Annotated in this window: 24 protein-coding genes; 15 read left to right on the top strand and 9 right to left on the bottom strand. The window is 61.4% G+C overall.

The window, feature by feature from the left end; all coding sequences use genetic code 11:
• Position 1: 1 nt before the first annotated feature.
• Entirely contained in the window at positions 2-1210 is a 1209-nt protein-coding gene (gene coaBC, locus FGE05_RS02050) for a bifunctional phosphopantothenoylcysteine decarboxylase/phosphopantothenate--cysteine ligase CoaBC (protein ID WP_041022862.1), read from the bottom strand.
• Positions 1211-1355: 145 nt separating this feature from the next.
• On the opposite strand from coaBC, the gene radC reads away from it, so the two are divergent.
• Positions 1356-2030, top strand: a complete 675-nt coding sequence (radC, locus tag FGE05_RS02045; protein WP_139641155.1) for a DNA repair protein RadC — start codon at positions 1356-1358, stop codon at positions 2028-2030.
• A 128-nt stretch (positions 2031-2158) separates the two neighbouring features.
• Here the strand turns inward: radC and FGE05_RS02040 are convergent, their stop codons facing one another.
• Positions 2159-3745, bottom strand: a complete 1587-nt coding sequence (locus FGE05_RS02040; RefSeq protein WP_139641153.1) for an ABC transporter substrate-binding protein — start codon at positions 3743-3745, stop codon at positions 2159-2161.
• A gap of 63 nt (positions 3746-3808) precedes the next feature.
• Here FGE05_RS02040 and FGE05_RS02035 point away from each other — a divergent pair, with 63 nt between their 5' ends.
• The 3 genes from FGE05_RS02035 to rpmG all read left to right on the top strand — a co-directional run bounded on the left by FGE05_RS02035 (position 3809) and on the right by rpmG (position 4582).
• Positions 3809-4072 carry a hypothetical protein gene (locus FGE05_RS02035; RefSeq protein ID WP_139641151.1) on the top strand — a complete coding sequence of 88 codons (264 nt, stop codon included), beginning with the start codon at positions 3809-3811 and terminating at the stop codon, positions 4070-4072.
• Positions 4073-4181: 109 nt separating this feature from the next.
• Positions 4182-4415: a 50S ribosomal protein L28 gene (rpmB, locus tag FGE05_RS02030; RefSeq protein ID WP_003177273.1), complete on the top strand. Its 234-nt coding sequence runs from the start codon at positions 4182-4184 to the stop codon at positions 4413-4415.
• Positions 4416-4426: 11 nt separating this feature from the next.
• The gene (gene rpmG / locus FGE05_RS02025; RefSeq protein WP_003177274.1) at positions 4427-4582 is read left to right on the top strand and encodes a 50S ribosomal protein L33; all 156 of its coding nucleotides are present in this window, start codon (positions 4427-4429) and stop codon (positions 4580-4582) included.
• A 132-nt stretch (positions 4583-4714) separates the two neighbouring features.
• Here the strand turns inward: rpmG and FGE05_RS02020 are convergent, their stop codons facing one another.
• On the bottom strand, positions 4715-5077 hold the full coding sequence (locus FGE05_RS02020) for a cupin domain-containing protein (RefSeq protein WP_139641149.1): 363 nt from the start codon (positions 5075-5077) through the stop codon (positions 4715-4717).
• Positions 5078-5310: 233 nt separating this feature from the next.
• On the opposite strand from FGE05_RS02020, the gene FGE05_RS02015 reads away from it, so the two are divergent.
• Entirely contained in the window at positions 5311-6804 is a 1494-nt protein-coding gene (locus FGE05_RS02015) for an aldehyde dehydrogenase (RefSeq protein ID WP_139641147.1), read from the top strand.
• Between the two features lie 156 nt (positions 6805-6960).
• Positions 6961-8103: an MFS transporter gene (locus tag FGE05_RS02010; protein WP_139641145.1), complete on the top strand. Its 1143-nt coding sequence runs from the start codon at positions 6961-6963 to the stop codon at positions 8101-8103.
• A 69-nt stretch (positions 8104-8172) separates the two neighbouring features.
• Here FGE05_RS02010 and FGE05_RS02005 read toward each other — a convergent pair whose 3' ends face one another.
• Complete coding sequence (locus FGE05_RS02005; protein ID WP_139641143.1) at positions 8173-9741, bottom strand: phospholipase D family protein; 1569 nt, start codon at positions 9739-9741, stop codon at positions 8173-8175.
• A gap of 61 nt (positions 9742-9802) precedes the next feature.
• Positions 9803-11236, bottom strand: a complete 1434-nt coding sequence (locus FGE05_RS02000; RefSeq protein ID WP_139641142.1) for a PLP-dependent aminotransferase family protein — start codon at positions 11234-11236, stop codon at positions 9803-9805.
• Between the two features lie 180 nt (positions 11237-11416).
• On the opposite strand from FGE05_RS02000, the gene FGE05_RS01995 reads away from it, so the two are divergent.
• The gene (locus FGE05_RS01995) at positions 11417-11662 is read left to right on the top strand and encodes a DUF1127 domain-containing protein (protein WP_041024408.1); all 246 of its coding nucleotides are present in this window, start codon (positions 11417-11419) and stop codon (positions 11660-11662) included.
• Between the two features lie 77 nt (positions 11663-11739).
• On the opposite strand, the gene FGE05_RS01990 is transcribed toward FGE05_RS01995, so the two are convergent.
• The gene (locus tag FGE05_RS01990; protein WP_139641140.1) at positions 11740-13053 is read right to left on the bottom strand and encodes an FAD-binding oxidoreductase; all 1314 of its coding nucleotides are present in this window, start codon (positions 13051-13053) and stop codon (positions 11740-11742) included.
• 144 nt (positions 13054-13197) lie between these two features.
• Here FGE05_RS01990 and FGE05_RS01985 point away from each other — a divergent pair, with 144 nt between their 5' ends.
• The gene (locus FGE05_RS01985; RefSeq protein ID WP_139641138.1) at positions 13198-13551 is read left to right on the top strand and encodes a YkgJ family cysteine cluster protein; all 354 of its coding nucleotides are present in this window, start codon (positions 13198-13200) and stop codon (positions 13549-13551) included.
• A gap of 133 nt (positions 13552-13684) precedes the next feature.
• Here FGE05_RS01985 and FGE05_RS01975 read toward each other — a convergent pair whose 3' ends face one another.
• Entirely contained in the window at positions 13685-14173 is a 489-nt protein-coding gene (locus tag FGE05_RS01975; RefSeq protein ID WP_003206849.1) for an Lrp/AsnC ligand binding domain-containing protein, read from the bottom strand.
• Between the two features lie 156 nt (positions 14174-14329).
• Between FGE05_RS01975 and dadA the strand changes: the two genes are divergently transcribed.
• The 6 genes from dadA (at position 14330) to FGE05_RS01945 (ending at position 20470) form a co-directional block, all read left to right on the top strand.
• Positions 14330-15634 carry a D-amino acid dehydrogenase gene (gene dadA, locus FGE05_RS01970; RefSeq protein WP_139641134.1) on the top strand — a complete coding sequence of 435 codons (1305 nt, stop codon included), beginning with the start codon at positions 14330-14332 and terminating at the stop codon, positions 15632-15634.
• Positions 15606-15959: a RidA family protein gene (locus FGE05_RS01965; protein WP_139641132.1), complete on the top strand. Its 354-nt coding sequence runs from the start codon at positions 15606-15608 to the stop codon at positions 15957-15959. The genes dadA and FGE05_RS01965 overlap by 29 nt, the downstream gene beginning before the upstream one ends.
• A 93-nt stretch (positions 15960-16052) precedes the next feature.
• Complete coding sequence (gene alr, locus FGE05_RS01960) at positions 16053-17126, top strand: alanine racemase (RefSeq protein ID WP_139641131.1); 1074 nt, start codon at positions 16053-16055, stop codon at positions 17124-17126.
• A 128-nt stretch (positions 17127-17254) separates the two neighbouring features.
• Entirely contained in the window at positions 17255-17803 is a 549-nt protein-coding gene (locus FGE05_RS01955; protein ID WP_024780576.1) for a cupin domain-containing protein, read from the top strand.
• A gap of 182 nt (positions 17804-17985) precedes the next feature.
• Entirely contained in the window at positions 17986-18399 is a 414-nt protein-coding gene (locus tag FGE05_RS01950; protein WP_047702807.1) for a cytochrome c5 family protein, read from the top strand.
• A 136-nt stretch (positions 18400-18535) separates the two neighbouring features.
• A complete protein-coding gene (locus FGE05_RS01945) occupies positions 18536-20470 on the top strand; it encodes an acetyl-CoA hydrolase/transferase C-terminal domain-containing protein (protein ID WP_139641129.1) in 1935 nt (644 codons plus the stop codon).
• Between the two features lie 113 nt (positions 20471-20583).
• Here FGE05_RS01945 and FGE05_RS01940 read toward each other — a convergent pair whose 3' ends face one another.
• Together FGE05_RS01940 and rep are read right to left on the bottom strand one after the other, a co-directional pair.
• On the bottom strand, positions 20584-21156 hold the full coding sequence (locus tag FGE05_RS01940) for a xanthine phosphoribosyltransferase (RefSeq protein WP_139641127.1): 573 nt from the start codon (positions 21154-21156) through the stop codon (positions 20584-20586).
• 56 nt (positions 21157-21212) lie between these two features.
• Complete coding sequence (rep, locus tag FGE05_RS01935; protein WP_139641125.1) at positions 21213-23222, bottom strand: DNA helicase Rep; 2010 nt, start codon at positions 23220-23222, stop codon at positions 21213-21215.
• A 266-nt stretch (positions 23223-23488) separates the two neighbouring features.
• Between rep and FGE05_RS01930 the strand changes: the two genes are divergently transcribed.
• Positions 23489-25159 carry a bifunctional diguanylate cyclase/phosphodiesterase gene (locus tag FGE05_RS01930; RefSeq protein WP_139641122.1) on the top strand — a complete coding sequence of 557 codons (1671 nt, stop codon included), beginning with the start codon at positions 23489-23491 and terminating at the stop codon, positions 25157-25159.
• The last annotated feature ends 56 nt before the right edge of the window (positions 25160-25215 follow it).

Raw genomic sequence — 25215 nt, 5'->3', positions numbered from 1 at the left:
ATTAAACCTGGTTCAGCCGTTCGGCGATGAAAGTGATCAGTTGGCGGGCGATCTTGCCCTTGCTGGTCTGAGCGAAAAGGGTGGCGTGCAACTGGCGGTCGATCACGCTGCAGGCGTTTTCTTCGCTGTTGAAGCCGATGCTCGGGTTGGCGACGTCGTTGGCGACGATCAAGTCCAGATTCTTGTCCTTGAGTTTGCGCGCGGCGTAATCGAGCAGGTTTTCGGTTTCGGCGGCGAAGCCGACACTGAAGGGGCGGTCGGGACGGGTGGCGATGGTGGCCAGGATGTCCGGGTTGCGGACCATTTGTAATAGCAGGCCGTCGCCGCTCGTAGGGTCTTTCTTCAATTTTTGCGGGGCGATGACTTCAGGACGGTAGTCCGCTACCGCTGCCGAGGCGATGAACAGGTCGCAGGGGATGGCCGCTTCGCAGGCCGCGAGCATGTCCCGGGCGCTGACCACGTCGATGCGGGTCACCCGATCCGGCGTCGGCAGGTGTACGGGGCCGGTGATCAATGTCACCCGGGCGCCGGCTTCCACTGCGGCCTCGGCCAAGGCGAAGCCCATTTTTCCGGAGCTGTGGTTGGTGATGTAGCGCACCGGGTCGATGTTTTCCTGGGTCGGCCCGGCGGTGATCAGCACATGTTTTCCGGTCAGGGCGTGGCGCTGGAAGCAGTCGGCGGCACATTGGGCCAGGTCGGTGGCTTCGAGCATGCGGCCCATGCCCACATCGCCGCAGGCCTGGCTGCCGGAGGCCGGACCAAAGACTTTCAGGTCGCGGCTTTCGAGCAGTTGCAGGTTGGCCTGGGTGGCCGGATCGCGCCACATGGCCTGGTTCATGGCCGGTGCGACAGCGACCACCGCGTCGGTGGCGAGCACCAGGGTGGTCAGCAGGTCATTGGCGATGCCTTGGGCCAGGCGAGCAATGAGATCGGCGGTGGCCGGGGCGATCAGTACCAGGTCGGCCCACTTGGCCAGTTCGATATGGCCCATGGCGGCTTCGGCCGCCGGGTCGAGCAGATCCAGGTGGACCGGGTGCCCGGACAGGGCCTGCATGGTCAGCGGGGTTATGAATTCACTGCCGCCACGGGTCATGACGACCCGCACTTCCGCGCCCTGGTCGATGAGTCGGCGAACCAGCTCGGCGCTCTTGTAGGCGGCAATGCCGCCGCCGACGCCCAGAACGATGCGTTTCCGATACAGCCGCTGCATAAGCCTGCCTTTGGATTTCAGTGGTCAATGCAGGGCGAACCTCTCGACAGCAGCCTGCCGGGGTGCAAATCGCCTGCAAAAAAGATGGGCTACGATATCACAGCGACCGCTATGGAACAGCGGTGCCCACCATCAGGGAGAGCCTATGAGTATTCGGGATTGGCCCGTGGCCGAGCGGCCGCGGGAGAGGTTGTTGGCTTCGGGGGCAGGGAGTCTTTCTGACGCCGAGCTATTGGCGATTTTCTTGCGAACCGGCGTGTCGGGGAAAAGCGCGGTGGATCTGGCGCGACAACTGTTGACTCAATTTGGCAGCCTGCGCGCGCTGCTGGAGGCCGACCAGATCACGTTCAGCAGCCATATGGGCCTGGGACCGGCGAAGTTCGCGCAGTTGCAGGCGGCGCAGGAGATGAGCCGGCGGCATCTGGCCGAACGGGCGCGGCAAAGAACGACATTGGAAAGCCCGGGCATCGTCCGTGAGTACCTGAAATCGATGCTGCGCCACGAGCCCCATGAAGTGTTTGGCTGCCTGTTTCTCAATTCCAGGCATCAGGTGCTGGGCTTCGAGACGCTGTTTCGCGGCTCCATCGACAATGCCAGCGTTCATCCCCGGCAAGTGGTCAAGCGCGCCCTGGCCCACAACGCCGCCGCGCTGATCCTGTGCCACAACCATCCTTCCGGCAACACCGAGCCCAGCCAGGCCGATCGGTTACTCACTGAGCGACTTCAAGAGGCGTTGGAGCTGATTGACGTGCGAGTGCTCGATCACTTCATCGTTGGCGATGGGGAACCGCTGTCGATGGCGGAGTATGGGTGGATGTGAGCGAAATCTGGTGCCCAGAGAAATCCTTTGTGGGAGCGAGCCTGCTCGCGATAGCGGTTCGTCAGTGACATTGTCTGTTCTGACACGCCGCAATCGCGAGCAGGCTCGCTCCCACAAGGTTCACCGCATTACTTGAGGCTGACCTTCGAGTAATCCTGGCGCCCAAACGGGCTGACCGCATAACCCTGCAGGTCCTTGCGAACCAGAGCGAACGCGGTCGGGTGCGCCAGCGGTAGCCACAGGGCCTGTTGCTGGATCTGTGCCTGGGCCTGCTCATAGAGCTTGGTACGCACGCCCTGTTCGCCGGTGGTCTTGCCGGCGCTGATCAGCTTGTCCAGGTCCTGGTTGCAATAACGGGCGAAGTTGGTGCCGGACTTGACCGCCGCGCAGGAAAACTGCGGCGTCAGGAAGTTGTCCGGATCGCCGTTGTCGCCGGCCCAGCCCATGAACAGCAGGTCATGCTCGCCGGCCTTGGCTCGACGGATCAGCTCCCCCCATTCGATCACCCGGATTTCGGCCTGGATGCCGATTTCCGCCAGGTCGGATTGCAGCAGTTGTGCGCCGAGGCTGGGGTTGGGGTTCAGCAGGCTGCCGGAAGGGCGGGTCCAGATCGTGGTCTGGAAACCCTCTTTCAAGCCGGCCTTGGCCAGCAGGTCGCGGGCCTTGGCCGGGTCATGGGCATAGCCGGGCAGGTTCTTGGCGTAGCTCCAGGTGTTTGGCGGGTAGGGGCCGTTGGCCGCTTCGGCGGTGCCTTCGAAGACGGTCTTGAGGTAGCTGGCCTTGTCGAAGGCGAGGTTGATGGCCTGGCGCACCTCGGGTTTGTCCAGGGGCGGATGCTGGCTGTTGATTGCCACGAAGGCGGTCATGAAGGCGTCGGTCTGTTCCACCTTCAGGGTCGCTTCCTGCCGGGCGGCCTGCACGTCCAAAGGCTTGGGCGACAGGGCGATCTGGCATTCGTTGCGCCGCAGTTTTTGCAGGCGCACGTTTGCATCCGGTGTGATGGCGAAGATCAGCGGGTCTACCTGGGGCTTGCCGCCGAAGTAATCATTGTTGGCCTTGTAGCGAATCGAGGCGTCCTTCTGGAACCGGTTGAAGATGAACGGGCCGGTGCCGATGGGCTGGTTGTTGAGTTTTTCCGGGGTGCCGGCCTTCATCAATTGATCGGCGTATTCAGCCGAATAGATCGAGGCGAATCCCATGCTCAAGGTGGCCAGGAAGGTGGAGTCCGCGTGATCGAGGGTGAAACGCACGGTCAGCGGGTCCAGTGCATCGATTTTCTTGATCAGCGCCGGCAGTTGCATGGATTGGGCATGCGGGAAGCCGCTCTGGGCAACTTTATGCCAGGGATTGGCAGGGTCCAGCATACGTTCGAAGCTGAACTTCACGTCTTCGGCGCTCAGGTCGCGATGGGGCGTGAAATATTCGGTCTGATGGAACCTGACCTTTGGGCGCAGGTTGAACACGTAGGTCAGCCCATCGGTCGAGACGTCCCAGCGCTCGGCCAGGCTGGGGACCACCTTGCCGCTGGCGGTGTCGAACTCCACCAGTCGGTTCATCAGGACGTCGGCGGAGGCGTTGGTGGTCGTCAGCGAATTGTATTGGACGACATCGAACCCCTCCGGGCTGGCCTCGGTGCAGACGCTCAGGGCGGCGGCCTGGGCCAATGGGCTGATCAGCAAGGGGGCGAGCAACAGTGAGAGGGCAGCGAGGCGCATGATCGGTTTCCTTGTCAGGTCGAAGGCCCATCTGCGAGTGCAGTCTGGAAAAGGCCTACCCTAGTGGGCTCGCTGCCAAATGACTATCCCCTTTTTGCTTTTTCCGGCACCCTGCGCTCGCGCATCGATGCACTGGAAGCGGTCGGCGTTGAAAAAAACTGGATGCAGCGACGAGCGGTCGCAGCCATCGCCAGCCTTTGCCGCAGCCGTTCGGCACGGCTGCCCGAGGATTCCCAGCAAAGACAAATCACACAGGCTGTTGTTGCACCGAGGTCTTTCTGGTATAAAGCAGCGCTCTTTTCTAGGGGCCCGGTTCCTTCACTGTAGGTGTAGCCGGTAAGACCCTTAAAGAAACGCGGCGCCTGGCGCCAAATGACTGAGAGATTAAGCGGCCAACCCATGCCGGGTTGGGCATGTGGTTTTAGAGGGCTGAGGCATGTCTAGAGTCTGTCAAGTTACCGGTAAGGGTCCGGTGACTGGGAATAACATTTCCCACGCAAACAACAAAACCCGTCGTCGTTTCCTGCCGAACCTGCAGCATCACCGCTTCTGGGTTGAAGAAGAGAAACGTTTTGTGCGTCTGCGCGTATCTGCCAAGGGCATGCGTATCATCGACAAGCGTGGCATCAGTGTCGTGCTGGCCGAACTTCGTCGCGATGGCAAGGTTTAAGGGAGCTAATCATGCGTGAATTGATTCGTTTGATCTCGAGCGCCGGTACTGGTCACTTCTACACTACCGACAAGAACAAGCGTACTACCCCGGACAAAATCGAGATCAAGAAATATGATCCGGTTGTTCGCAAGCACGTGATCTACAAGGAAGGCAAAATCAAGTAATTGATTTTCCTTCTTACAAAAAAGGCCCGTATCGCGAGATACGGGCCTTTTTTGTGGCTGGCTTCCAGCCCTGATTCAATCCCTGTGGGAGCGAGCCTGCTCGCGATGGGGCCAGCCCCGGCCAATGAAAACTCAAGCCTTCTGCTCAAACACCACATAGATCTTGCGGCACGGCTCCAGCACTTCCCAAGTACCCTTGAAGCCCGCTGGAATCACAAAGCGGTCGCCTGCGCGCAATGTCTTGGCATTGCCGTCGCTGTCCCGCAGCACGGAGACACCCTGGACGATCTCGCAGTATTCATGTTCGGTGTAATTGACTGTCCACTGGCCGACCGCGCCTTCCCAGACGCCGGCATTCATTTGTCCGCAGGGGCTGTTGTAGTGGTTGTACACGGCTTGTTCGGGATCACCCTTGAGAACCTTGGCCGGGTCCGGGCGATAGCGATCGGCGACGGTGCTGGCCTGACTGAAGTCGACGATGTCCTGGATGCTCATTTCCGTAATCCCCCGGTGATTGCTTGGAAGGCTCGAGTCTATGTTTATTAAAACGAACATCGCAAGGCTGTTTGCTGGCCTTGTGTCAAATATATTGAAACTTGAGGGGCGGCTGGTTTAGGGTGGTGGGTGCCCTGTGCCGAAAATATGCGCGAAAACCGGCTGGCCGGGCAGAATTCCTGAGCGGGCGCACCTCTGCGACGCTCATACCCCAATAAGAGGAGGACACTCGCATGACCACCCTGACTCGTGCCGACTGGGAACAACGCGCTCGCGATCTGACCATCGAGGGCCGCGCCTTCATCAACGGCGAATACACCGATGCGGTGTCCGGCGAAACCTTCGATTGCCTCAGCCCGGTCGATGGCCGCCTGTTGGGCAAGGTCGCCAGCTGCGATGCTGCCGACGCCCAGCGTGCCGTCGAAAACGCTCGCGCGGTCTTCAATTCCGGCGCCTGGTCGCGCCTGGCGCCGAGCAAGCGCAAAGCCACCATGATTCGTTTCGCCGGCCTGCTCAAGCAGCACGTCGAGGAGCTGGCCCTGCTCGAAACCCTGGACATGGGCAAGCCGATCAGCGATTCCCTGAACATCGATGTGCCCGGTGCGGCCCAAGCGTTGAGCTGGAGCGGCGAAGCGATCGACAAGCTCTACGACGAAGTGGCTTCGACCCCGCACGACCAACTGGGCTTGGTCACCCGCGAGCCGGTCGGTGTGGTGGGCGCCATCGTACCGTGGAACTTTCCGCTGTTGATGGCCTGCTGGAAGCTCGGTCCGGCACTGTCCACCGGTAACTCGGTGGTACTCAAGCCGTCGGAAAAATCCCCGCTGACCGCCATCCGCATCGCCGCACTGGCCCTCGAAGCCGGGATTCCGAAAGGCGTGCTCAACGTGTTGCCAGGCTACGGCCATACCGTCGGCAAGGCCCTGGCCCTGCACATGGATGTCGACACGCTGGTATTCACCGGTTCCACCAAGATCGCCAAGCAACTGATGATCTACTCCGGCGAATCCAACATGAAGCGCATCTGGCTGGAAGCCGGCGGCAAGAGCCCGAACATCGTGTTCGCCGACGCCCCGGACCTGCAAGCCGCCGCCGAAGCCGCGGCCAGCGCCATTGCGTTCAACCAGGGCGAAGTCTGCACCGCCGGCTCGCGACTGCTGGTGGAGCGCTCCATCAAGGACACCTTCCTGCCGCTGGTGATCGAAGCCCTCAAGGGCTGGAAGCCCGGCAACCCGCTGGATCCGGCGACGAATGTCGGTGCCCTGGTGGACACACAGCAGATGAATACCGTGCTGTCCTACATCGAAGCCGGTCACAGCGACGGCGCCAAGCTGGTGGCCGGTGGCAAGCGGATCCTCGAGGAAACCGGTGGTACGTATGTCGAGCCGACGATTTTCGACGGTGTGAGCAATGCCATGAAAATTGCCCAGGAAGAGATTTTCGGTCCGGTCTTGTCGGTGATTGCCTTCGATACCGCCGAAGAAGCCATCCAGATTGCCAACGACACGCCATATGGCCTGGCGGCGGCGGTATGGACCCGGGACATCTCCAAGGCCCACCTGACCGCCAAGGCCTTGCGCGCCGGCAGCGTGTGGGTGAACCAGTACGACGGCGGCGACATGACCGCGCCGTTCGGTGGCTTCAAGCAGTCGGGTAACGGCCGCGACAAGTCGCTGCATGCCTTCGACAAATACACCGAGCTGAAGTCGACCTGGATCAAGCTGTAACAGCACAGCGCTGATCCCTGTGGGAGCGAGCCTGCTCGCGATAACGGTATGACAGTCGACAGCTTTGTTGAATGTTGCGCCGCTTCGCGAGCAGGCTCGCTCCCACATTGTTTTGAGGGATACCCATAATCGATGACGACCCACAGGAGCGTGGAAATGCGTTGGGCGACTTATTTCGCCGTGTTGGCCTCTGTCCTGAGCGTCGGCCTTGCCCTGGGGGTCAGCATGCCGCTGGTGTCGCTGCGCCTGGAGGGCTGGGGGTATGGTTCGTTCGCCATTGGTGTGATGGCGGCCATGCCGGCCGTTGGGGTGTTGCTTGGGGCCAAGGTGTCCAGCCGTCTGGCGGCGCGGTTTGGGACCGCGACCTTGATGCGCTTGTGCCTGTGGGGCGGGGCGGTGTCCATCGGGTTGCTGGCGCTGTTGCCCAGTTACCCGGTCTGGCTGGTGCTGCGGCTGGTGATCGGGGTGGTCCTGACCCTGGTGTTCATCCTCGGTGAGAGCTGGATCAATCAACTGGTCGTCGAACAATGGCGCGGCCGGCTGGTGGCGCTGTACGGCGCCAGTTATGCCCTCAGCCAGTTGTCCGGCCCGCTGTTGCTCGGTGCGCTGGGTACGGTTCACGACTACGGATTCTGGGTGGGCGTCGGCCTGCTACTGGTGGCGCCCCTGCTGTTGCTCGGTCGCAGCGGCGCGCCGACCAGTGAAGCCGGCAGCGTTACCTTGGGCGATTTGTGGGCATTTTGCCGAGGGCTGCCAGCGATCGCCTGGGCGGTGTCGTTGTTCGCGGCCTTCGAGGCGATGATCCTGACGTTGCTGCCGGTGTATTGCCTGCGCCAGGGGTTCAGTGCCGACGTCGCGCTGGCGATGGTCAGCACCGTGGTGGTCGGTGATGCGTTGCTGCAACTGCCCATTGGCGCCTTGGCCGACCATTTGTCTCGGCGAACCTTGCTCACGGGCTGCGCGGTGGCGCTGACCTTATCCAGCCTGGCGGTTCCGTTGCTGATCGATACCGTACTGATCTGGCCTTTGTGGGTGCTGTTCGGAGCCAGCGCGGGTGGCTTGTTCACCTTGTCGTTGATCCTGATCGGCGAGCGTTACCGCGACGATGCGCTGGTGCGGGCCAACGCCCATATTGCCCAGTTATGGGGAATCGGTTGCCTGATCGGCCCCTTGGTGGCGGGTGCGGGCAGCCAATGGATCAGCGGGCACGCGCTGCCGTTGTTCATGGCGGCGGGTGCGTTTGGGCTGGTGATTCTGTTGCTGCGCCAGGGTGCGTTCGGGGCTACGCAGCCTGCCTGAAAAAACCTGTGGCGAGGGAGCTTCTTGTGGCGAGGGGATAAATCCCCTCGCCACAAGAGCGGGGCAGCCCTACAACATTTTTTCCAACCCGATGGTCGTCGCAAACCAGGCATTGAACCGGCGCCACCAGCTGCCGGGCTCGCGGTCCAGGTCGTGGAGTTTGCCGTTGTCTTCGGTGGTCCAGATAAGCGCTCCATCCTCCAGTCGCGCGTGATAGCTCAGGGCAGGTGCCATGCCTTGCAAGGCGAGGTCGCGGACCTGGCCAGCGAGTTCGGGACTGTCCACCAAGACGCCGACCTCGGTGTTCCACAGCACTGAGCGCGGGTCGAAATTGAATGAGCCGATGAACGACTTCTGCCGGTCAAAAATGATCGCCTTGCTGTGCAGGCTCGAGTCCGATTCGCCGTAGGACTTGCTGTAGAACAGGTGCGGGCTGCTGCCTCCCGTGTCCCCGGGCTGGCGCCGCAACTCGAACAGCCGTACACCATGCTCCAGCAGGGCCCTGCGGTAGGGCGCGTAACCGCCGTGCACCGCTGGCACATCGGTGGCCTCCAGGGAGTTGGTCAACAAGCTGACCGACACGCCGGCATCGGCGCGGCTGGTGAGGTACACCAATCCGGGCTGTCCCGGCACGAAGTAAGCCGAAATCATGATCAGCTCCTTGCTGACCCCCGTCAGCTCAGGGCCCAGTTGCGTGGTCAGCAACAGGTGCGGATCCGGCTCGTCCTTGGCCAGCACCTTGCTGGGCGCATCCCACAGCGCCCGGTTCCAGGCCCAGATCAATTCGTTGCGCCAGATATCCAGGCGCGGTTGGGTCCGGTAGGTGGTCAACTGCTGGTACAGCGCGTGGTTTTCCTTTTGCGTTTGTTCCAGGGACTCTTGCAGGCGCAGGCGGCTGTTGGCCAAGTCCTTGGCGGTGGGCCGATGGGACAGGAATTGTTCAATGGGCTTGCTCAGGGCGCTGTTCCAGTACTGGTCGAAACTGTGTCCCAGTTGCTCGGCCACCGGGCCGACGCCGAGCAGGTCGATATCGGTGAAGTTCAGGTGAGGTTCGGCATCGAAGTATTCGTCTCCCAGGTTGCGCCCACCGACGATGGCCATGCTGTTGTCCGCCAGCCATAGCTTGTTGTGCATCCGCCGGTGTTGCAGCGACAGGTTGAACAGCCGGCCGAGACTGCGGGTCACGCCGGTGGCGCGCCCCAGGTGCAATGGGTTGAACAGGCGGATCTGGATCTGCGGGTGAGCGCCGAGGGTCGAAATGATCTGGTCCTGGCCATCGCTGGTGGTGTCGTCCAGCAGGATCCGCACGCGCACGCCCCGGTCGGCGGCCTTGAGCAATTCATCCACCAGCATCCGGGTGCTGATGCCGTCGTGAACGATGTAGTACTGCAAGTCCAGGCTGCGTTGGGCGTTGCGAATCAGCTCGGCCCGGGCAGTAAAGGCATCGGTGCTGTCGGAGAGCAGGCGAAACCCCGAGCGTCCTTCATGTGGCAGGGCCTGGGCCTGGACCGAGCGTCCGAATGACGATTCGGAAGCCGGCAATGTCTGGGAAGGCTCGCGGGTGATATCAACGCTGGCACAGCCTCCCAACAGTGAGGCGACAAGCAGTAGCGTAGGCAGGATCGGTTTGGATCTCACGTAGGATCGTTCCGCTTGTTGGCGTTGATTGGCTGTCGGGTGCTGCTTCCCTGCTTAGCATTCAGACGCCGCCGTCCTGGGTTTCGTTCAACAGCGCGATAGCGGCTGCCCCGACCTTGCGCACGGCGTCCTCGATCTGTGCCGTTGGCTTGGCAGCGTAGTTCATCCGCAGGCAGTTGCGGTACTTGCCCGATGCCGAAAAAATGCTCCCGACCGCAACCTGAACACCTTGGTCGTGCAAGACCCGATTGAGCTTCAGGGTATCGAAACCTTCGGGTAATTCGACCCACAGCATGAAGCTGCCCCGGGGGCGACTGGCGCGGGTGCCTGCTGGAAAGTAGCGGCTGACCCAGTCAATCATCATGTCGCGATTACGCTGGTACTGTGTGCGCATCCGCCGCAAATGGGGTTCGAAATGCCCGTTCTTGAGGAACTCGGCGATGGCGATCTGCGGCTGCGGCGCGGTGGAGCCGGTGCTGATGTACTTCATGTGCAGCGCCCGCTCCAAGTACCGGCCCGGCGCAACCCAGCCCACTCGCAGGCCCGGCGCCAGGGTCTTGGAAAACGAACTGCACAGCAGGACGCGGCCATCTTCATCGAAGGATTTGATTGTGCGGGGTCGTGGGTAGTTGTAGGCCAGATCCCCGTACACATCGTCTTCGATAATTGCCACATCGAAGCGCTGTGCCAGGGTCAACAGCGCACGTTTGTTCGCTTCCGGCATGATGTAGCCCAGGGGGTTGTTGCAGCTGGGCGTCAACTGTATGGCCTTGATCGGCCATTGTTCCAACGCCAGTTCCAATGCCTCCAGGCTGATGCCGGTGAGTGGGTCGGTAGGGATTTCCATGGCCTTCATGCCCAGACCCTTGAGGGTTTGCATGGCGCCATGGAAGCTGGGCGAGTCCACCGCGACGATGTCGCCTTGTTCACAGGTGGCGCGAATGCTGACCGACAGCGCTTCGTGGCAGCCGGTGGTGACAATCAGGTCATTGGCCCCCAACTGACAGCCCGAATCCAGCAGCAGGCGGGCAATCTGTTCGCGCAACGCAAGGTTGCCGTGGATATTGTCGTAGTACAGGCCAGGCATGTCCTGCCGACGGCTGATCTGCGCCAGGCTGCGCAGCAGCGGTTTCATGGTTGGAGAGTGGATGTCCGGCATGCCGCGTCCCAGTTGCACCACATCCTTGCGCGGCACGGCGCGTATCAGCTCCAGCACCTGGTCCCACTGTGAGATATCCACCGGCCGTTGGGCCGGACGGCCTATCGCCGGCAGGTCTGGCAATTCGCGACTGACCGGGACGAAATAGCCGGATTTGGGCTTCGGCATCGCCAACCCACTGTCTTCCAGCACGCGATAGGCCTGCTGCACCGTGCTCAGGCTGACCCCATGTTCCGTGCTCAGTGCCCGCACCGACGGCAGCCGGTCGCCGGGGCGGTAGAAACCCTGTTCGATGCGGGTGCCGAGCAATTCGGCGAGGTTCACGTAGAGGGTCATGGCGCGCTCTCGATAAGTTGGGAAGCAGGTAACCAATACAGTTGGCCGGTAAAAACAGCATTCAGTGGCAAAAAGGCTTTATCTGTATGCAAATAAAATACAGGCGTTGAATCTGTATCGATTTTGGCCGTCCGCGCATCATGAAACCTCTGGCTACCCAAGTAAACAGGAGCAATGAAAATGAACGGCTTGAGCGATGTGCGGCTGACGTTACACAGTCAGGAACTGGAGGCTGGGCAGGAAAAGGAACTTCGAGGCGCAAGGTTTCGAAATGCTCCGACCTGCCTGGGCCGCTGGGGCCTGTTCTGGCATCGTCTGCATACACGTCGAGTCTTGCTGGAGCTGACACCCGAACAGTTGCGTGATATCGGGATGGATCCGCAGCAGGCGCGGGAGGAGGCCCTCAAGCCGTTCTGGCGGGGTTGATCCAACCAAAAGGTGGCGAGGGAATAAATCCCCTCGCCACAAAAACAGCATCAGGCTTACCTACAGTGTCATTCGGATCAGACCAGCTCTTTCAACCTGTGCCACAACATCCCCAACGCCAACAGCGGCGAGCGCAAGTGCTTGCCGCCGGGAAAGGTGATGTGCGGGACCCGGGCGAACAGATCGAACCCACCGCCTTGCTGCCCACTGATGGCTTCGGCCAACAGCTTGCCGGCCAGGTGCGTGGCGTTCACGCCGTGGCCGGAATAGGCCTGAGCGAAATACACGTTGGGCCGGTCCTTGAGGCGGCCGATCTGCGGCAGGCGGTTGGCGCCGATGCCGATCATCCCGCCCCATTGATAGTCGATCTTCACGTGTGCCAACTGCGGGAAGACCTTGAGCATTTTCGGACGCATATAAGCGGCGATGTCCTGTGGATCGCGGCCCGAATAATGGCAAGCCCCGCCGAACAGCAAGCGGCGATCCGCCGAAAGCCGGTAATAATCCAGAGCCACCCGCTGGTCACAGACCGCCATGTTCTGTGGCAACAACGCCTGGGCCTGAGCCTGGCTCAAAGGCTCAGTGGCGATAATGTAGCTGCCAGCGGGCAGTACCTTGCCGCTCAATTCCTGGTTGAGGCCGTTGAGATAGGCGTTGCAACCGAGCACCAGGGTCTTGGCGCGAACCGAGCCTTGTCGGGTATGCACCTTCACTTCAGGGCCGTAATCGATCCGGGTGACCGCCGATTGCTCGAACAGCCTGACCCCCAGCCGCTGCGCGGCGTCGGCTTCGCCCAGAGCCAGGTTCAGTGGATGCAGATGGCCAGAGCCCATGTCGATCAAGCCGCCGACATAGCGGTCCGAGCCCACCACGCTGTGCATCTCATGGGCTTGCAGCAGCCGGGTCGGGTGACGATAGCCCAGGCTGCGCAGTTCCTCGGCGTCCTCGGCGAAGCCTTCCAGGTCGGCGGGTTTGTTGGCGAGGTCGCAGTAACCCCAGGTGAGGTCGCAGGCGATCTGGAAACGCTCGACGCGCTGCCGGACGATTTCCACGGCCTCAAGGCCCATGAGCTTCATCTGGCGGACGCCTTCGGCGCCGATGACTGGGGCGAATTGATCCAGGCCATGGCCGACACCGCGGATCAACTGGCCGCCGTTACGCCCACTGGCTCCCCAGCCGATCTGGTGTGCTTCCAGCAACACTACGCTCATGCCGCGTTCGGCCAGTTCGATGGCCGTGTTCAACCCTGAGAACCCGCCACCGACCACGCAGACATCCGCCACCAGCTCGCCCTGCAGCAACGGATGGTCCGGTTGCGGCAGGCTGCTGGCGGCGTAGTAGGAGGCGGCGTGCGCGTGGCTCGGGACAGGTTGCTGAACACGGGCGTTCATGTGCGTAATCCTGATTATTGTGTTTGAGAAATTTTACGGAGCATAAGCCGCGGATTCCTCCGTGGGCAACAGTGGTCGGCTGGCGCTGTCTGGTACAGGGCTTTTAGGGCAGAATCCGGAGCAATCCCACCAGGTGACGCCTCGATGAGCTGCAACAGTCAGAAAATCCGCACGCTGCGCCAGCAGATTCCCTCGTTCGAGTGCGTACCGGGCTGCCACGACTGCTGCGGGCCGGTGACCACGTCACCCGAGGAGATGGCCCGCCTGCCGCGCAAAACCCGCGCCGAGCAGGACGCTGCCCTGGAGGCTCTCGACTGCGTGCACCTGGGGCCGAACGGCTGCACCGTGTATGACGAGCGGCCGCTGATCTGTCGGTTGTTCGGCACCACGGCGACGCTGCCGTGCCCCAATGGGCGGCGACCGGTGGAGTTGATCCATCCCCGGGTCGAGCAGCAGATTCATGAGTACATGGCTGCCAATCGGCAGGTGTTGGTCTAGCGAGATCGTTCCCACGCTCTGCGTGGGAATGCCTCATCGGACGCTCCGCGTTTGGCTTTTTCGGGACGCGGAGCGTCCCTGGCTGCATTCCCACGCGGAGCGTGGGAACGATCTACGCTCCGCGCGGGAGCGATCAATCCGGAATCGGCAGGTTCAGGCTCTCTTTCACCTCTTCCATCACGATATAGCTCTTGGACTCCCGCACATGGGGCAGTTTGAGCAGAATGTCGCCCAACAGCTTGCGGTATGAGGCCATCTCGGAAATCCGTGCTTTGACCAGGTAGTCGAAGTCCCCCGACACCAGGTGGCATTCCAGCACGTGAGGCAATTTCAGCACGGCACGTCGGAATTCTTCGAAGGTGTCGCCGGATTTGTAATCGAGACTGATCTCGACAAACACCAGCAGGCTACCCTTCAGATGCTGCGGGTTGAGCCGGGCGTTGTAGCCCATGATGATCCCTTCGCGCTCCAGGCGCCGTACCCGCTCGGTGCAGGGCGTTGTCGAGAGACCGACCTTTTCCCCCAGTTCGGTGAAGGAGATCCGCCCGTCCGCCTGAAGGATACGCAGGATGTTGCGGTCGATCTTGTCCAGCTCGCGCTTGGTCTGGGTATTGGTACGCACAGGGGATGCGCCTCCGTGAAAAGGGTTTTTGCCGAGAATTCTCGCCAAATATAGGCAGTTATATAGTGAAAAGCACTGCCTATTCTTTTTTACACTGCGCTCATTACGGTTCTGTACAACAAACGTCAGCGGTTCACCCGCGATGAGGGCAACAACATGCGCGTTCTGGTCTTGGGTAGCGGCGTCATCGGTACCGTCAGTGCTTACTATCTGGCCCGTGCCGGGTTCGAAGTGGTGGTGGTCGACCGTCAGCCGGCGCCCGCCATGGAAACCAGTTTCGCCAACGCCGGCCAGGTGTCGCCAGGCTATGCCTCGCCGTGGGCCGCGCCGGGCGTGCCGCTCAAGGCCATCAAATGGCTCTTGCAGCGACACGCGCCGCTGGCCATCAAGGCCACCGCCGACATCGACCAGTACCTGTGGATGGCGCAGATGCTGCGCAACTGCACCGCCAGCCGCTACGCCATCAACAAGGAACGCATGGTGCGCCTGTCCGAGTACAGCCGCGACTGCCTCGACGAACTGCGCGCCGAAACCGGTATTGCCTACGAAGGCCGTAGCCTGGGAACCACACAATTGTTCCGCACCCAGGCACAGCTCGACGGCGCGGCCAAGGACATCGCCGTATTGAAAGAATCGGGTGTGCCGTTCGAAGTCCTCGACCGCGAAGGCATCGCACGGGTCGAGCCGGCGTTGGCGAATGTCACCGACATTCTGGCCGGTGCCTTGCGTCTGCCCAACGATCAGACCGGCGACTGTCAGATGTTTACCACGCGCTTGGCGGAAATGGCTGTGAAGTTGGGTGTGGAGTTCCGTTTCGGCCAGGATATCCAGCGGCTGGACCAGGCCGGTGACCGTATCAACGGCGTCTGGATCGACGGCAAGCTGGAAACCGCCGACCGCTACGTCCTGGCCCTGGGCAGTTATTCCCCGCAATTGCTCAAGCCTCTGGGTATCCGTGCCCCGGTGTATCCGCTCAAGGGCTATTCCCTGACCGTGCCGATCACCAACCCGGCGATGGCGCCGACCTCGACCATTCTCGATGAAACCTACAAGGTCGCGATCACCCGTTTCGATAACCGTATTCGCGTGGGTGGCATGGCGGAAATCGCCGGTTTTGACCTGTCGCTCAATCCCCGTCGCCGTGAAACCCTGGAGATGATCGTCAACGACCTTTATCCTCTGGGCGGCGACCTGGCCCAGGCCAGTTTCTGGACCGGCTTGCGCCCGACCACGCCCGATGGCACGCCGATCGTCGGCGCCACCCCGTTCAAGAATCTGTTCCTGAACACTGGCCATGGCACCCTCGGCTGGACCATGGCCTGTGGTTCCGGTCGCCTGCTGGCGGACCTGATGGCGAAGAAAAAGCCGCAGATCAGCGCCGAAGGTCTCGATATTTCCCGTTATGGCAGCAAACATCAGGAGTCTGCAAAACATGTCAATCCAGCGCCAGCTCACCAATGACCGCATGAGCCAGGTGGTTGTGCACAACGGCACCGTTTACCTGGCCGGGCAAGTCGGCGACGACATGGGCGCCGGTATCGAGCAGCAGACCCGCGAAACCCTGGCCAATATCGAGCGTTTGCTGGACCTGGCCGGGACTGACAAGAGCCGCTTGCTGTCGGTCACGATCTACCTGAAAGACATCGAGGCCGACTTTGCAGGCATGAACTCGGTCTGGGACAAATGGCTGCCCAAGGGGGTGGCTCCGGCCCGCGCCACGGTAGAGGCCAAGCTGTGCGAGCCGGAAATCCTGGTGGAGCTGTCAGTCGTGGCCGCGCTGCCTTAAAGCTGTCGAAACGATCCCTCTCCCGGCGCTGTGGGTGGTTCACGCCATCAGCCCGCGCCGGTTTTTTTCATGTTTGCCTAGAAGCGTGCCGTCATGCGTCCTGCCCGTGCCCTTATCGATCTTCAAGCCCTGCGCCACAACTACCAATTGGCTCGTGACGTCACGGGGGCCAAGGCCCTTGCAGTGATCAAGGCCGATGCCTACGGGCATGGCGCGGTACGTTGCGCCCAAGCCTTGCAGGACACTGCGGATGGATTTGCCGTGGCATGCATCGAGGAAGCCCTGGAGCTGCGGGCCGGCGGTATTCGTGCGCCGGTGTTGCTGCTGGAAGGGTTTTTCGAAGCCGATGAGCTGTCGTTGATCGTCGAGCACGATTTCTGGTGCGTCGTGCATTCGTTGTGGCAGCTCGAAGCGATTGAAAAAGCGGCGCTGGGCAAGCCGATCACGGTCTGGCTCAAGCTGGACTCTGGGATGCACCGGGTCGGCCTGCATCCGCAAGACTACCAGGCCGCCTATCGTCGGCTGCTGGCCAGCGGCAAAGTGGCGAAAATCGTGCTGATGAGCCACTTTGCCCGTGCCGATGAGCTGCATGATCCTAGCAGCACCCGGCAACTGGAAGTATTTGAAGCGACCTGCCAGGGATTGACGGCCGAGACCAGCCTGCGCAACTCCCCGGCAGTCTTGGGCTGGCCACAGATGCCGAGTGACTGGGTTCGTCCGGGCATCATGCTGTATGGCGCGACGCCTTTCGATGAAGCCAACGCCACCGCTTCGCGCCTGCAGCCGGTGATGACCCTGGAGTCGAAGATCATCTGCGTGCGCGAGCTGCCGGCCGGCGAGCCGGTGGGGTATGGCGCCCGTTACGTGACCACCCAGACGACCCGGGTCGGGGTGGTCGCCATGGGCTATGCCGACGGCTACCCGCGCCAGGCTCCGAGCGGTACTCCGGTGCTGGTGGACGGCCAGCGCAGCCAATTGCTCGGACGCGTGTCGATGGACATGCTGTGTGTCGACCTGACGAATGTCCCCCATGCCGGACTCGGTTCGACCGTCGAGTTGTGGGGCAAGCATGTGCTCGCCAGCGATGTGGCGAAGGCTGCCGGCACCATTCCCTATCAGATTTTCTGCAACCTGCGGCGGGTGCCGCGGCTCTATTCCGGGGGCTGACGCAACGCGGGATCGACCGAAGGTCGCTTCACCGCGCAGGATTCGGGTCAAAGTGTTGTAAATACTGAACGCTGTCGCCATGATAACGCTCACTTTCCACACAACCTGATCCCCTGGAGGTTCCAGCATTGGACGTCGGTGAACGACTGCAAGCCATTCGTAAACTCAAAGGCCTTTCCCAGCGTGAACTCGCCAAACGTGCGGGCGTCACCAACAGCACCATTTCGATGATCGAGAAAAACAGCGTGAGCCCCTCGATCAGCTCGCTGCGCAAGGTCCTTGGCGGCATCCCCATGTCCATGGTCGAGTTTTTCTCCGAAGAAATCCTCCAGGAGAAGCCGACCCAGATCGTCTACAAAGCCAACGAACTGATCGATATCTCCGACGGCGCCGTGACCATGAAGCTGGTGGGCAGGGCACACCCGAGTCGGGCGATTGCCTTTTTGAACGAAATCTATCCGCCTGGCGCCGATACCGGTGACGAGATGCTCACCCATGAAGGCGAGGAAACCGGGATTCTGGTGGAAGGGCGTCTGGAGCTGGTCGTCGGCGCCGAAACGTTCGTGCTCGAAGCCGGGGACAGCTACTATTTCGAAAGCACCAAGCCACACCGTTTCCGTAATCCGTTCGATGTGCCGGCGCGACTGATCAGCGCAGCCACACCGGCCAATTTCTAAGGAAGAGGCGCCAAGCCCGCACGGGCAGCGGCGGCCAGGGGGGGAAGCTGTCACAACAAACAAGACCCTTGTGACTTTAGGGTTGTTTCAGTGTGACAGGCTTACCGCTATACTTGCGCCCGCCTGCAACCGTGGCCGCAGGCGTGACTAGCCACCATGAGGGTGTACGCGTGAACCTAATTATGAAAATGCTGGCTGCACCAGCAACCGTATTGGCCCTTTGGGCAGTCAGTGCCCAAGCGGCGACCAACGACGAAATCGCCAAGCGCCTCGAGCCGGTCGGCCAGGTTTGCGTTGCGGGGAAGGAATGCAAGGGCATGGAAGTTGCCGTTGCGGCGGGTGGTGGCGCTAAGAAAACGCCCGATGACGTGATTGCAAAACACTGTAACGCTTGCCATGGCACCGGCCTGCTGGGCGCTCCAAAAATAGGTGATACAGCAGCCTGGAAAGAGCGCGCTGACCATCAAGGTGGTTTGGATGGCATTCTTGCGAAAGCCATTACTGGTATCAATTCCATGCCACCTAAAGGCACCTGCGCCGATTGCTCGGATGAAGAGCTCAAAGGCGCCATCCAGAAGATGTCCGGCCTGAAATAAAGCCAGCATCCTTCAAAAAAGCCGCTTACGAGCGGCTTTTTTGCGCCTCGGAAACGACCACTCAGGGCTGTTCATCGCAACCAAGACCCGGCAAGCTCGGTCCAATCCACATTCACGGAATGGCCCGGAGGGTAGGATGGTGCAATTGTGTTCAATCGAGCAGGCGGTGGATGACGTCCTGGAACGCCTGCCGGCGCATATCCACCTCGGCATGCCCCTGGGGTTGGGCAAACCCAATCTGTTCGCCAACGCGCTGTACCGGCGCGTTGCCCAACTGCCCGAACGACAACTGACCGTCTACACAGCCCTGAGCCTGGGTCGGCCGAACCTGGGCGACGGTTTGCAAAAGCGCTTTCTCGAGCCTTTCATTGAACGGGTTTTCGGCGACTATCCTGAACTCGATTACCTGGCCGACTTGCAGCGGGACAGCCTGCCGTCCAACATTCGGGTCGAGCAGTTCTTCATGCAGCCGGGCAGCCTGCTGCACAGCGCATCGGCCCAGCAGAACTACGTCAGCAGCAACTACAGTCACGCCGCCCGGGACATCAACGCCGCAGGCTTGAACCTGATCGCGCAACTGGTGGCGAGCGATCCACAGCACCCGGATCGCCTGAGCCTGAGTTGCAACCCCGACATCACCCTCGACCTGTTGCCAATGATCGAGAAGCGGCGGGCGGCGGGGGAGACCATCCTCATGGTCGGCCAGGTTCATAGCGATCTGCCCTACATGCCGGGGGATGCTGAAATCGGCATCGACGCTTTCGATCTGTTGATCGACGAGAAGGACAACCACACGCTGTTTTCCACGCCGAACATGCCGGTGGGGTTCCAGGACCATTTCATCGGCCTGCACGCAAGCAGCCTGGTGCGTGACGGCGGCACGCTGCAAATCGGTATTGGTTCCATGGGCGATGCGCTGACGGCGGCGCTGCTGGCGCGTCAGGCGGATAACGCCGGATATCGGGCGTTACTGGCGGACCTGAACCTCAGCCAGTGGGCGCAACTGATCGAGCGTGAGGGTGGGGTCGAGCCATTTGCCAAGGGGTTGTACGGTTGCAGTGAAATGTTCGTCAACGGTCTGCTGGTGCTGGCGGAGGCCGGGATCATCCGGCGCAAGGTCTACCCCGATGAGCCGACCCAGGAGCAGTCCAACGCGGGCACGCTCGACGAGGCGGCCCAGCCCGACGGTGTCTGTATCCATGGCGGCTTCTTTCTCGGGCCACGCAGTTTTTACCAGCGCTTGCACGAGTTGCCGCAGAGCCGTCGGCTCGAATTCAACATGACCCGCATCAGCTACATCAACGAGTTGTATGGCCAGGAGCGCCTCAAGCGCTTGCAGCGTCTCGATGCCCGCTTCATCAATACCGTGTTCACCATGACTCTGCTCGGCGCCGGGGTGTCCGATCAGTTGGAGGACGGCCGGGTGCTCAGCGGTGTCGGCGGGCAGTACAACTTCGTCGCCCAGGGGCATGCGCTGGAAGGTGCGCGTTCCATTTTGCTCCTGCGCAGTTGGCGGGAGTCCGGGGGCGAGATCAGCTCGAACATTGTCTGGGAGTATGGCCATTGCACGATTCCTCGGCACCTGCGGGACATTGTGGTGACCGAATACGGCATCGCCGATCTGCGGGGCAAGACCGATGCCGCGGTGATCGAGGCGTTGCTGAACATCAGTGATTCACGCTTCCAACCGGGGTTGATCGAGCAGGCGCAGAATGCCGGAAAGCTACCGAAGGATTTTCGCCTCGATCCGCGGTTCGCCGACAACACATCGGAGCGCTTGCAGGCGATCCAGGCGCGGCATCCGAATCTGTTTCCAGAGTATCCGTTGGGTGCTGATTTCGACGGAGTGGAGCGGGACCTGTTGCGGGCGCTGAACTGGCTCAAGAGCAAGTTCAAGCTCACCGAAATACTCGAGTTGGGCAAGGCTGCGCTGGATGCCCCGGAGCCCTCGTTGTACCCCGAGCATCTGGAGCGGATGCAACTGGCGAGCACGGAGGGGCTGAAGGAAGATCTGTTCCAGCGCTTGTTGCTGGCGGGTCTCAAAGCCACGGCGCAACAACAATCAACCTGACCTTCCTGTGGGAGCGAGCCTGCTCGCGATGACGGACTACCTGCCAACACTGATGTTGGATGTGCAGGCCTCATCGCGAGCAGGCTCGCTCCCACAAAGGGGGAACTGTGCGGTCAGTCGATGAAGGTCACCACCCCATCCGCCAGGGATTTCACCCGCGCCAGGGACTCGACACGATAGCCTTGGGCGTCCAGTTCCGCGCGGCCACCCTGGAACGACTTCTCGATCACGATCCCCAGTCCGGCCACGGTGGCGCCGGCCTGTTTGATGATGGAAATCAGCGCCTGGGAGGCTTTGCCGTTGGCCAGGAAGTCATCGATGATCAGCACCCGGTCGCTGCTGGTCAGGTGACGAGGGCTGATGGCGACGGTGCTCTCGGTCTTCTTGGTGAACGAATACACGGTCGCCGACAGCAGGTTTTCCGTCAGGGTCAGGGACTGTTGCTTACGGGCGAAAATCACCGGCACGCCAAGGTTCAGGCCGGTCATGATGGCCGGGGCGATACCCGAGGCTTCAATGGTGACGATCTTGGTGATGCCCGAATCCTTGAACAGCGCGGCGAATTCATCGCCGATCTGTTTCATCAACTGCGGGTCGATCTGGTGGTTCAGGAAAGCGTCGACTTTCAGGACCTGATCGGAAAGCACGATGCCTTGCTCACGGATTTTCTGGTGCAGGGCTTCCATGAAGCCTCCTCTGATAACGCCTCAAGGGCTCTGAAGGCGGAAAAAAGTAGTCGATTCTAGCGCTTTAGCATCGCTCGTATATCGGCCAAAGCGCTGTTGCCGCGAACGGCTTTTACTTCAGTCGGGGTGTCGTCGTTGCCTTCCCAGGCCAGGTCGTCCGGCGGCAGCTCATCGAGAAAGCGGCTCGGCGCGCAGTCGATCACTTCACCGTATTGCTTGCGCTTGGCGGCGAAGGTGAAGGCCAGCGTCTGACGGGCCCGGGTAATACCCACGTAGGCAAGGCGCCGTTCTTCTTCGATGGTGTCGGCCTCGATGCTGGAACGGTGCGGCAGGATTTCTTCTTCCATGCCCATGATGAACACGTAAGGGAATTCCAGGCCCTTGGAGGCGTGCAGCGTCATCATTTGCACGCCTTCGGCACCGTCTTCCTCTTCCTGCTGACGCTCGAGCATGTCCCGCAGCACGAGCTTGCCGATGGCGTCCTCGACGGTCATTTCGCCGTCTTCGTCTTTTTCCAGGGTGTTCTTCAGGGCCTCGATCAGGAACCAGACGTTGCCCATGCGGTAGTCAGCGGCCTTGTCGCTGGAGCTGTTGGTGCGCAGCCAGTTCTCGTAGTCGATGTCCATGACCATGCTGCGCAGTGCCGCGATCGGATCTTCCCCGGCGCACTGCTCGCGGACCCGGTCCATGAAGCGCTTGAAGCGCGCCAGGCGGTCGGTGAAGCGGCTGTCCAGGTGTTCGCCGAGGCCGATTTCGTCGGTGGCGGCGTACATCGAGATCTTGCGCTCGGTGGCGTAATTACCGAGCTTTTCCAGCGTGGTCGAGCCTATTTCCCGACGCGGGACGTTGATCACCCGCAGGAAGGCGTTGTCATCGTCCGGGTTCACGATCAGGCGGAAATAGGCCATCAGGTCCTTCACTTCCTGACGGCCGAAGAAGCTGTTGCCCCCCGACAGGCGATAGGGAACCTGGTGATGCTGCAACTTCAGCTCGATCAGCTTGGCCTGGTAGTTGCCGCGGTACAGGATCGCAAAATCGCTGTACGGCCGGTCGGTGCGCAGGTGCAGGCTGAGGATTTCCATGGCCACGCGCTCGGCTTCGGCGTCTTCGTTGCGGCAGCGGATCACGCGGATCTCGTCGCCGTGACCCATCTCGCTCCACAGCTGCTTTTCGAACTCGTGGGGGTTGTTGGAAATCAGCACGTTGGCGCAGCGCAGGATACGGCTGGTGGAGCGGTAGTTCTGTTCCAGCATCACCACTTTGAGCGACGGATAATCTTCCTTGAGCAGCATCAGGTTTTCCGGACGCGCGCCACGCCAGGCGTAGATCGACTGGTCGTCGTCGCCCACCACGGTGAACTGGTTGCGCTTGCCGATGAGCAGCTTCACCAGCAGGTATTGGCTGGCGTTGGTGTCCTGGTATTCGTCCACCAGCAGGTAGCGAACCTTGTTCTGCCATTTTTCGAGGATGTCGGCGTGTTCCTGGAACAGCTTGACCGGCAGCAGGATCAGGTCGTCGAAGTCCACCGCATTGAACGCCTTGAGCGTGCGCTGGTAATGGGTGTAGACGATGGCGGCTGTCTGTTCCTTGGGATTGCGGGCGTTTTCCAGGGCTTCGGCGGGCAGCACCAGGTCGTTCTTCCAGGCGCCGATCATGTTCTTGATCTCGTCGACGCCGTCGTCGCCCGAGTACTCCTTCTGCATGATGTCGGTCATCAGGGCCTTCACGTCGGTCTCGTCGAAAATCGAGAAGCCCGGCTTGTAGCCCAGTCGCACGTGTTCCTTGCGGATGATGTTCAGGCCCAGGTTGTGGAAGGTGCAGACCGTCAGGCCACGGCCTTCGCCGGCGCGCAGCAGGCCGCCGACCCGTTCTTTCATTTCCCGGGCGGCTTTGTTGGTAAAGGTCATGGCGACGATGTACTGGGCGCGGATGCCGCAGTTCTGGATCAGGTGCGCGATCTTGCGGGTGATCACGCTGGTCTTGCCGGAGCCTGCACCGGCGAGCACCAAAAGAGGGCCGCCGACATAGTTCACGGCTTCTTGCTGCCGGGGATTGAGTCGGGACATGACAGGGTCAGGGAGTCGTTTGCGAAAATGGGCCGGCATTTTAACAGGCTTGGAGAATTGTGCTGCTCTGTCCGACTTGTGACGCGGTATGACGAGGCTTCGCTGCCTTGAGCCAGGGATTTGGAGTGGATTGGCGCTGATGTTCGGCCTGGGAATGGAAAAAAATCGCCAGAAGCCCGTTTTTGAGAACTATTGGCACTGGTCATTGTCGGTCGGCAGGTCATAATGCCCAGCGCACCCCCCCTTGCAGAGTCTACGGAGTCAGCTTGTCCACGCCTGTCGAACCCTTGCGTTTGCTGTTATTGGCCGAAGAGCCTGAGTGGTCAGCGATATTACGCGAGTGCCTGGCGCCTATGGCGGGCTCGGTCGTGTTGATCATTGCCCCGAGCTGGGAGTCGGTCAACAGTCTGTTCGAAGACAACCGCAACGCGGTCCTGTTGACGGTCGCGGCCTTGCAACCAGCGCCCGGCCGCTGCCCTCTGCCGACCATCCTGCTGCTTGATCACGAGCCCGCGTCGCTGCCCGACGGCGCCAGCGACTGGCTGGTGCGTGATCTGCTCGACAGTGCGACCCTGCGTCGTTGCCTGCGTCATGTACGTGAGCGCGGGGTACTGGAAAACACCTTGCAACGTCTCGCCGAACAGGACCCGTTGACCGGCATTGCGAACCGCCAGGGGTTCCAGACCCTGCTGGCGGCGCGCCTGGCTGAAAGCGAAGGCCGTGGCCTGGCGCTCGGTCACCTGGACCTGGACAACTTCCGTCACGCCAACGACGCCCTCGGGCATCAAGCCGGCGACCGCTTGATCCTGCAGGTGGTATCGCGTCTCAAGGGGGCGCTCGAAGCCGGCGATCAGTTGGCACGGCTGGGCAGCGACGAGTTCGCCTTGCTGATCGATACCCGCCGGGCACCTCAGCGGGCCGAATGGATGGCCGAGCGCATCACCCAAGCCATGGCCGAGCCCTATTGGGTGGACGGGGAAAGCCTGCTGATCGGCTGCAGCCTGGGCATCGCCCATGCTCGGGCCCAGGCGGGTGCCGATCCGTTGATGTGGCATGCCCACATCGCCATGCAGCAGGCCAAGAGCACCCAGGGTTGCACCTTTCATGTCTTCAACGAGCGCATCAACCGCAACGCCCGCAGTCTCGCCGATCTGGAAAGCGAACTGCGCCGGGCGCTGCGTCGCGATGAACTGGAGCTGCACTACCAGCCCCGCCTGGACCTCGAAAGCGGTCGCATCGTCGGCCTCGAAGCCCTGGTGCGTTGGCGTCACGGTGAGCGCGGGCTGCTGCCGCCGAGTGAATTCGTGCCGCTGGCCGAGCAGAGTGGCCTGATCGTACCGCTGGGCTACTGGGTGATTTCCCGTGCGCTGCGGGATATGCAGGCCCTGCGCGAGCGCGGGTTGGCGCCGCTGCACATGGCGGTCAACTTGTCGTTCCGGCAGTTCCAGGACAGCCAGTTGCTGTCGACCCTGAGTCGGTTGATCAGCGAGCGGGGCGTCGAAGCCCAATGGCTGGAGTTCGAACTCACCGAAACCGCGGTCATGCGTCGCAGCGAATTGGTCAAGCAGACGATGGATGCCCTCGGCCGGTTGGGGGTGCGTTTCTCCCTGGACGATTTCGGCACTGGATTTTCCTCGTTCGTGCACCTCAACAGCCTTCCCATCGCCCTGCTGAAGATCGACAAGAGCTTCGTCGGCGGCATGGAGCAACGCGAAGAGAACCGCAAGCTGGTGCACGCGATGATCAACCTGGCCCACAACCTCAACCTGGAGGTGGTGGCCGAAGGTGTGGAAACCCGCGAGCAGTTGGACCTGTTGCGCGGTTTCGGTTGCGATCAGGTGCAGGGCTTCCTGATCAGCAAACCGTTGCCGCTGCCTGAACTGGTGGAATACCTGACGTTCGATGGTCATCAGGCAACGCGGGACGTGGTGGGCTGACCCCACCCCGCGGGCTGACACAATCCCCGGTGGGAGCGAGCCTGCTCGCGATGGCG

The organism is Pseudomonas sp. ICMP22404, assembly GCF_006227205.1.
In the GTDB taxonomy this organism is placed as follows: Bacteria; Pseudomonadota; Gammaproteobacteria; order Pseudomonadales; family Pseudomonadaceae; genus Aquipseudomonas.
The sequence above is the reverse complement of the archived record's forward strand: the minus strand, read 5'-3'. Positions and strand labels throughout refer to the sequence as shown.